The sequence below is a fragment of the Tepidibacillus decaturensis genome (assembly GCF_001561915.1).
Lineage (GTDB): Bacteria > Bacillota > Bacilli > Tepidibacillales > Tepidibacillaceae > Tepidibacillus_B > Tepidibacillus_B infernus.
In genome coordinates, this window is record NZ_LSKU01000001.1 from 2086274 (window position 1) to 2094920 (window position 8647).

Below are 8647 nucleotides of genomic sequence, written 5' to 3' on the forward strand. Positions count from 1 at the left end.
TGCTTATGGAATATACAAACCCTTAAATGACAAATGGAAGAAAGTTATACTTTCTTAATCTTAAAAAAAGTAGCGTAGCCCAATTGACTACGCCATCTTTGTATCATTAATAAAGGGAAGAATTATAGAAATGTTATCGCTTTTCGGTAACAAACATCTTCACATAGATGACAATCTATACATTGTTCTTGAATCCAAGTGAAGTTCTTTTCTGATTCAGTAAGTTTAATCGCCTCGGTAGGACATACCTTTTCACAAATCCCACAATAGGTACATTGTTCTTCATTCAATTTTAAACTTTTATCCATCATTGGTATGGATTCTTTTTGTTTTGGTTTAATCCAATGTTCATATACTTGTAAGCGTATCGACTTTTGCGATACTAATTGACCATCTTTCCAAGGCGATTGTTCCTTTTGCTTAACCACACTTCTTACAATGATTTGCTTTGTTTCTTTACCGAAAATCTTAAAAAATTCTCGCCGATCCATTAGATTAAGATCATCGGATTGTTCTTCTTTCTTACCTTGTTCTTGGATAATCTGCGATAGATAAGTCTTTTTATCCATCTCATGCCATTTAATCATAGGCCAACGTTCTCGCCATTTTACAAGTTTTTGCTTAAATAATTGAAAACCCTGTTTTAACTGGCAAGAGGAGCAAGGTTCAGTCAAAAAGTTGAACTCTGTTATACCGTTAGCAATCGCTAGCTGAACCCCAAGGTCATCTAATTGGCCCAAACATGAGAGCATTTTTCCAGTCTCTTGTTGCATTCCATCCATTTGTTTGCAATGGAAAAACAATATTTCATTCGTCTCAGAATACGCTTTAATTGTTGTATAGTATTCCTTATTTGATTCAACTTTCATTTCAATCGCTTCGGTAGGACAAATAGAGGTACATAACCCACATCCTGTGCATGACCAATCAATAGAAAGTCCATCTTTTAAGTTAATAGCATCAAAAGGACATACTGTTTGACATGCATTGCAAGTGGAAGCTTTATGCCTTGTATGTGTGCATCGGTCAGAATGAATCACAATTGGCTTTTGCCTTTCCGCCCATTCTGTTCCTAACTTGATCAATTGGCTAAGCATAGTAATGTACCTCCTATCTAAGAAGTTTCAATATAAAAATGCATGTGTGCTTTTGCGAGCGAGCCTTCTTATCCTTGAATCGTAATCGTTTTAGATGAGTTTTTTATAACGATCCTTCTCTTCAGTGATTGGCAGAACATAGAATAATACCGCCAACAAGATGATTTCTAATGCAGCGAAGGTAAAAATAAAGGCTAAATGAGTTGGGTTAGGAATATATTCTGTCCATCCATTTCCATCTAATTGTAGCTGCAATCCTCCAACTACAAAGTTCATGCGCATAGCCATAACACCGAACAAGGTCATTAAAGATGCGATAGTGATTCCTGTATAAGTCTTACGAATTTTTGGAATGGAAAACATGATAAATGGAATCAATAATCCAATGGTTACTTCATACAGCAAGAATGGAACTCGATGTTCGCCATGGAGCATTTGCCAAGCCGTTTCGTATGCATTGGTTCCCGCATAGAAGAGTACAATAAAAGCTACGATTAAAAGTACTGCATCGACTAGAATAAACCAAACCATCATTTTTGCAATATCAAAAATCAACTCTTTGCGTTCTTCCGTAATTCTTTTCTTACTACTTAGATAACGTTCTGCAATCATCGTTAAGATTAACAGTAAGCCAGTTCCAGATACAATGGCTGACATCAAGAAGATAAATGGCATCAATGCTGTATTCCAAAGCCCTCTAGCCTGTACATTAGCCAATATGAATCCGGTATATCCATGGACTAATAATGCCAATGGTACATTAATCGTTCCTAAACGTTTTACCCATTTTTCATCTTTCTTATAAGACTCTTCTGTCGTCTCTAAGTGGCCAAATGATAAAAACTTATATAACTTACCTCTCCAATTCGTTAATGCTTTGGAGCCAAGTGCAAAATCTTTTCTAAACATAAACCAAGCATAGATCGCTGTCATTAAAGGATATAATGTTAAAAGAAATGAACCATAAGTAATTGGTGAAGTTGGGTTAAAGTAGACAAATAGGTGCCAAAATCTTGATGGCTGTTCTAGGTCTACGATCAAATGCAATGGTGCAACGACTAATAATGCTAATGCCATGATCGTCCCAATTTTTGCAATAGGTTTATATTTTTTAATGCCTAATACAGAACTTAAGCTGGATAATAAGAACGAACCGGCACTTAAACCTGTATAAAAGAAATATACAGAAATTAAATATCCTAATGGGATTTCATGTTCCACATTATAGAGATAATTTAGATTGATAAACTCTCCCACCTTATTTCTCCCCTTTCTTTAAGGCAGTATAATCGGAGTTCATAAGGGTTCCATCAGCATCGATGTAGTAAACTTGTGGTTTGGTACCCATTTCAGGTTTTAATACCTGTGTATTCTTAGTTGCAACTAATTGATGAACTAAACTGTCAGGATCGTTCAAATCACCAAAAATTCTTGCACCACTTACACAGGTGGCAACACATGCTGGCTCTAATCCTTCTTCTACACGGTGATAGCAGAATGTACATTTATCCACGGTTTTCGTAAGTGAATTTACATATCTCGCTTCATATGGGCATGCAGTGATACAATACTTACAACCAATACAACGATCATAATCAATCAGAATGGTTCCGTCTTCTGTACGCCATGTTGCTTCTACTGGACAAACTTTTTCACAGGGAGCTTCTTCACAATGATTACACAATCTTGGTAGTTTGGCTCTCTTAACATCTGGGAAAGTTCCTACTTCAATTTCCTTTACCCAAGTACGAAAAACCCCATCAGGTACATTATTTTCTACTTTACATGCTATTGTACATGCGTCGCATCCGCTGCATTTGGCTACGTCCACCACCATGGCATATCTCTTTTTGCGTTCTTCCACTTGTTGGTTAGGCATAACTGATCACCCCACTATTTAAAATCAACTCTCGATCCATCTCAATAAATTGCTGAATCAATTCAATCAGAACTCGGTAGATGGTTCCTTGTGCATCTAAATCAAAGGATTCACGATATTTTGCAATAAACGGTATGAGATGCTGTTCTAGCATTCCAAGCTCTTCCTCTTGAATTTTCCCTCTTACATCCATGGAAGAATAGGTTTCCATTCCGCAAAGGTGTGCCATGTACCCCAATTGATAACCAAAAAGATCAGACATTCCTAATTGCTTAAATGGTGTATAAATATCTAAGTTTTCTGGAACAAATTGAGCAGCTTCATAACGATTCGCTAATTCCACTTCAATTTCGCCCCACATTTTGTTGTAGATCACAATCGATTCAACAGCAGGTGAATATCTTCCTGATGTTGGTACGAAGAATAAATCATAAAAGTCTTGTTGTAACTCTTCAATCGTTTTTACGCCATTTTGATAGTTTTGTATAATTTGATCCCATTCATCAAAGGATACCTCTTCTGCAAAGATTTCTTTTAAATACGGAAGGGTATCCACCAACCCCTGAATCAATTCAGGAGTTGGTTCTTTTAATAGCATCGATGTTAAAAATTGATAGATGTGTTCACGTGCTGTAATTTCACCAATACTTAACATTCTTACCCCTCCTAGATGTTATAGTTTGACAATCTTTGCTCTTGTATCATTTCTAGAAATAGCTCCACTTACTGGATCATTAACAAGATTTCCGTTCTTTTCTCTATGAGCGATTGGATTTAATGCGATCCCAGCAGCAATTTTTTTATTTCCTTTTACTTCTTTTCCACCAACCTCATAGGTCTTGCTACCATATTCCCAATGGCCATAACCAAAGGCGATCGCAATACTACCCGGCATTAAGCCGTCACGAATTTTCGCTTCTCCTGTTGCTTCTCCTGTTGGTGTCACTATTTTTACTTGATCCCCATCATGAATGCCTAAACGCTCTGCATCAGACCTTGCGATTTGAATTTGGTTGGCTTCTTTCACATCTCTTAATTTACTAATATTAGCTAACGTAGAGGTACTTCTAAATCTTGATTTGTAAGAGAATAAGGTGAATGGCCACTCTGATTCTGGGTATTCCTTTTGGATTGGCGTTCCATCGCTAAATGCTGGTTCAATAAAGGTACCGGTTCCTTCAAAATATTCACCTGTAATGGAATCACGTGTTGAACCAACACTTTCGTTATAAATATTTAATATCTTAGGATATTTATATTTCAGATCATTTCCTTGGTATGCCTTTTCGTGTGGCTCAAAACGCCCCCCACGAACCATGACATATAAAGCCTTTTTCCACTCTTCAGTTGTGAGTGATTGTTCACTTCCTTTTAACATTTCATCAATTCCAGTCAACTGCACTTCACTTGGATCTACATCAGGGACTGGTGTTTCATCATAAGCAATGTTGGCAATCGCTCTTAAATAGAAGTCTTCCTGACGATGCAGTGGATATAATTTACCATCTGCACCAGGGATTGCTTGATCACCAAAGCCAGGTAATCCAATCATTTTAGCAACATCTATCAGATAGGTTTCCATATTGATGTGACGCCCATCTGGTAGTTTTGGTGTTTTTGGGGTAACCACTGGCCAACGAGTAGCTGAAACCTTATTGACCATTCCATTCCATATACTTGGTAATCCCCAGCTTTCATAGAAAACAGTATCTGGTACAATATAGTCAGCAAAAGCTGTTGTTTCACCCATTATTACATCAATAGATATAATTAAGGGTAGATTCTTTGGATCCTTGATTCCTTCAATAAAATCCTTTTGATAGAGCCCAGGTGTTGTATAGAAAGGATTCATTTGATGGTTGATTAAGATTTTTGCTTTATATGGATATCCCTTTATCGTAGCAGGAATAATATCTTGCATCATTGCTTGGGCAAATGGATAATATGGTTCTTTTGCTGGATAAGGATTTTCTCCTCTAGCTACTTTTTCTTTATATTCTGTCGTTTTCTCATAGGCAAACTTATCTTTTGCTATACGAACGCCTTTAGGTTTTGGCTTTTCAGGGAAACCAAGCAGATTATATTTAGGGCTCTCATCAAAAGTTTTGTAACCACCTGCACTTTTACTCATTCCACCTTTTTTATTCACACTACCTACCAATGCATTTAATAGAATGATTGATAAGCTATTATGAAAACCATTCGGATGCATGGATGGTCCACCATGATGATCAATCCCAACACGAGTTCCGCGCTTTGTGAATTCATCAGCTAACCAGATTATTTTTTCTACTGGAACACCGGATTTTTCGCTGTATTGTTGTAAAGTATATTTCTCTGCATTCTCTTTTAAAGCCATTAAAGAGGTCTTTACTTTGATGGAATTGCCATTTTGACCTTGAATTTCACCTTTGAATAAAATTTGACCCCATTTACTCTTTTTATCTGTAGATGGTTGAAGGGTATCGCGATCAATGACAACGTATTCTTCTTCCGTACCTAATCCAATCTCATTCGCTCTTAAAAACTTGCGATAATTAGGATGAGCTGGATCATCAATAATTAAGTAGGCTGCATTCGTCCAACTTGGGAAACCAATCGAAGCAGCTGTTTCTTTATTTACTGCAGATAAATATTTTTCATTGTAGCGATTATTTTCAAAGATCCAACGAATCATTCCCATCGCCAGTGCAGCGTCATAGCCCGGCTTAATTGGAATCCATTTTGCTTGAGTTCCAGTCAAATTTGGAAGAACTGGATCAACAACAGCAAACTGCAAACGTCCTTCTGTCGCGGCTTTGTTCGTTTTCTTAATTATTGGTTGATACGGGTTTCCTGCTTGGCCAGGTGCTGTCCCAAAGAAAATGATAAAATCTGACTCATCAAAATCAGGCTTCATATGTGGACTTTTTTGCCACTCATCCAAGAAGGCTTGATAAGCTATCCTTCTTGCACCACCACAGATTCCTGTATGGCCATACATATTGACCGTACCATAAGCCTGTTGAAATCGTTTTGCAAAATCTGTTCTTCCATCATAACGACCTCCAAGCACAACTAATTGATTTACCTTTGCTCCAAGCTCAGGGCGCTTAGGATCGATTAATGTCTTAAAGTCACGAACTTGTTTAAGTCCTTCAATCTCTTGATCTTCACCAATTTCACTAAACAATTTCCCACCATTTACGGTTTCATTTAACAATTCCTCATAGGAGATCGGCTTCCATTTCCCTTCTCCTCTTTTCCCATTTCGTTTTAATGGAACTAAGATTCGTTGAGGATCATATGTCGCTTCAAATGCACTATTTCCTCTTGGACAAACCGTAGCTCGATTGGTAATTCCCTTTTCCTCGTAGCGACTAGCAGATAGATAAGCTTCTAATAATGGAGTATCGTATTTGATTGGATTTTGAGCCGCACTTGGATGATAAGGATTCCCAAAAACTTTGATGATCTGACCTGTTTTCTTATCAATTTTTAAGCGGTTGCCACAATCACTAAAACAGCCAAGACAAACGCTGTTCCTCATGACAATATCTGGATTTAATTCAATTTTTCCTGTCTTTAGATCTACCTTAGCTTCTGGTACTTGCCCTGTCTTGGTTGAGCTCTTTACTCGATTGGACATTGGACGAAAGGTTTCATCTGCGGTTACCTTACTTAATCCAATTCCAAAGACGCTTAAAGAACCAATGAGGGCTGATGCTTTCAAAAAGTTCCTACGATTCAATTTCATAAAACAAACCACCCCATTCTTATAACATCTTTGTTTTTGATCTTTGTAGTTTTGTCTTGTGTAAAATGAGTTGCAAAACCCATGCCAAATTTTTAACCAGTCAGATATTAGGCTTCAAAACATATTCTGATTCCCATATATTCTTTTTTTCATGCAAAAATGTCCTTAACGATGACATTTTGGCATATAGTCTAAACCAAGTTTAGTTGCACTTTTATTTACACTTTCAGGAAATAATTGGAGTAATAGCCATTGACATTTTTAATATAAAACAATAAAATTTATTATAACTTTATATTTCTACGCTGAATCAAACTTGAGCGGGGGAACCATTTCTGTGATGAAATTGGTCACTAGGGGTGAATCCTTAAAATAGGTAGGGCGACTCTCACGTCCGAATCCGACAGCTAACCTCGTAAGCGTATAGGGAGAAGGATGGTTGTTTTTTCTAGCCATAGAAGAGCATAGCCCTTCTGTGGCTTTTTATTTCTATAAAAATGAAAAAAAAGGAGGAAATGTATGAAATTAACAGGTAAAATTTTAATTGCGTTAATCGTTGGTGGGGTCTTTGGTTTATTATTTAATTTGTTTGCTTCAGATTCTTTTCCATATGTAGACCAATATTTGCTAACGCCAATTGGAAAAATCTTTTTAAACTTAATCAGTATGTTAGTGGTACCAATCGTTTTCTTCTCGATAACTCTTGGTACAGCTGGAATAGGTGATCCCAAAAAGCTAGGCCGAATTGGAACAAAGACGATTAGTTTTTTCCTTTTTACAACTGGGATCGCAATTACGATCGGGTTATTCTTGGCAAGTGTGATTCAGCCAGGTGCAGGGTGGAATCTTGGTACTGAGCAAGCAACCTTCCAAGGGAAAGAAGCGCCCCCTGTCATCGACACCTTATTAAGCATCATTCCGAAAAATCCGATACAATCCATGGCAAACGGAGATATGCTACCACTTATCACGTTCGCTGTCTTTATCGGTATTGGCATTGTAGCGCTAGGGAAAAAAGCAAATCGCTTCCTTGAATTTGTGGAACAGGGAAATGAGATTATGATGTATCTTGTTCATCTAGTCATGAGATTTGCTCCATATGGTACTTTTGCTTTAATCGCTTCTGCCATTGGCAAGCAAGGATTAACTGCAATTAAAGCAATGGGACTATATATGACGGTTGTCATCGCTGCATTATTTGTACACGCTATCGTTACCTATGGTTCTTCTCTTTTATTGATCGCTAAACAAAATCCAATCAGTTTCTTTAAAGGTTTTTTCCCAGCGATGGCGGTTGCATTTAGTACCTCTAGCAGTAGTGCGACATTACCCGTTTCGATGAAAGCTGCTCAAGAAAACCTAAATGTACCAAAATCGATTAGCTCCTTCGTTCAACCATTAGGTGCAACGATCAATATGGATGGAACTGCGATTATGCAAGGGGTTGCCACTGTATTTATTGCTCAAGTATATGGTGTTGATTTAACATTTAGTCAATTGTTAACTGTTGTATTAACTGCAACACTTGCAAGTATTGGAACCGCTTCTGTCCCAGGAGTAGGATTGGTCATGCTAACAATGGTGTTAAAATCAGTTGGTTTACCTGTAGAAGGAATTGGACTCATTTTAGGAGTTGACCGTATTCTTGACATGTTACGAACCTCGATCAATGTGGCAGGAGATGCCACTTGTGCAGTTGTGGTGGCCAAAACGGAGGAAAAACATATGGAACAACCTACAAAAGGAAGACTTGATTATCAAGAAACTGAATTGGCAGGTTAAAAAGGTTTGTATATTCCATCGCGCTCCGTCATCCGTACCCTTCTATGAATAAAGATTACGGAGAGAAGGGCACTTCTGAAGGTCGCAGCTTATGGAATATACAAACCCTTAAATGACAAATGGAAGAAAGTTATACTTTCTTAATCTTTAAAA

Annotated in this window: 6 protein-coding genes and 1 riboswitch; of the genes, 1 reads left to right on the forward strand and 5 read right to left on the reverse strand. The window is 37.5% G+C overall.

Annotated features, from left to right (window positions below):
* Positions 1-122 precede the first annotated feature (122 nt).
* The 5 genes from U473_RS09890 to U473_RS09910 all read right to left on the reverse strand — a co-directional run bounded on the left by U473_RS09890 (position 123) and on the right by U473_RS09910 (position 6712).
* Entirely contained in the window at positions 123-1097 is a 975-nt protein-coding gene (locus tag U473_RS09890) for a 4Fe-4S binding protein (protein ID WP_068725869.1), read from the reverse strand.
* Between the two features lie 90 nt (positions 1098-1187).
* Positions 1188-2354, reverse strand: coding sequence for an NrfD/PsrC family molybdoenzyme membrane anchor subunit (gene nrfD, locus U473_RS09895; protein ID WP_201024184.1), 1167 nt, complete (start codon positions 2352-2354; stop codon positions 1188-1190).
* Between the two features lies 1 nt (position 2355).
* Positions 2356-2976: a sulfate reduction electron transfer complex DsrMKJOP subunit DsrO gene (gene dsrO / locus U473_RS09900; RefSeq protein WP_068725871.1), complete on the reverse strand. Its 621-nt coding sequence runs from the start codon at positions 2974-2976 to the stop codon at positions 2356-2358.
* Positions 2969-3631 (reverse strand): TorD/DmsD family molecular chaperone, encoded by a 663-nt coding sequence (locus tag U473_RS09905; RefSeq protein WP_068725873.1) that lies wholly within the window; start codon positions 3629-3631, stop codon positions 2969-2971. Before U473_RS09905 ends, dsrO begins: the two co-directional genes overlap by 8 nt.
* An 18-nt stretch (positions 3632-3649) precedes the next feature.
* On the reverse strand, positions 3650-6712 hold the full coding sequence (locus tag U473_RS09910; protein ID WP_068725875.1) for a molybdopterin dinucleotide binding domain-containing protein: 3063 nt from the start codon (positions 6710-6712) through the stop codon (positions 3650-3652).
* A 293-nt stretch (positions 6713-7005) separates the two neighbouring features.
* A riboswitch (cyclic di-AMP (ydaO/yuaA leader) is annotated at positions 7006-7148 on the forward strand.
* Between the two features lie 83 nt (positions 7149-7231).
* Here U473_RS09910 and U473_RS09915 point away from each other — a divergent pair.
* Positions 7232-8494 (forward strand): dicarboxylate/amino acid:cation symporter, encoded by a 1263-nt coding sequence (locus U473_RS09915; RefSeq protein WP_068725877.1) that lies wholly within the window; start codon positions 7232-7234, stop codon positions 8492-8494.
* Positions 8495-8647: the final 153 nt, after the last annotated feature.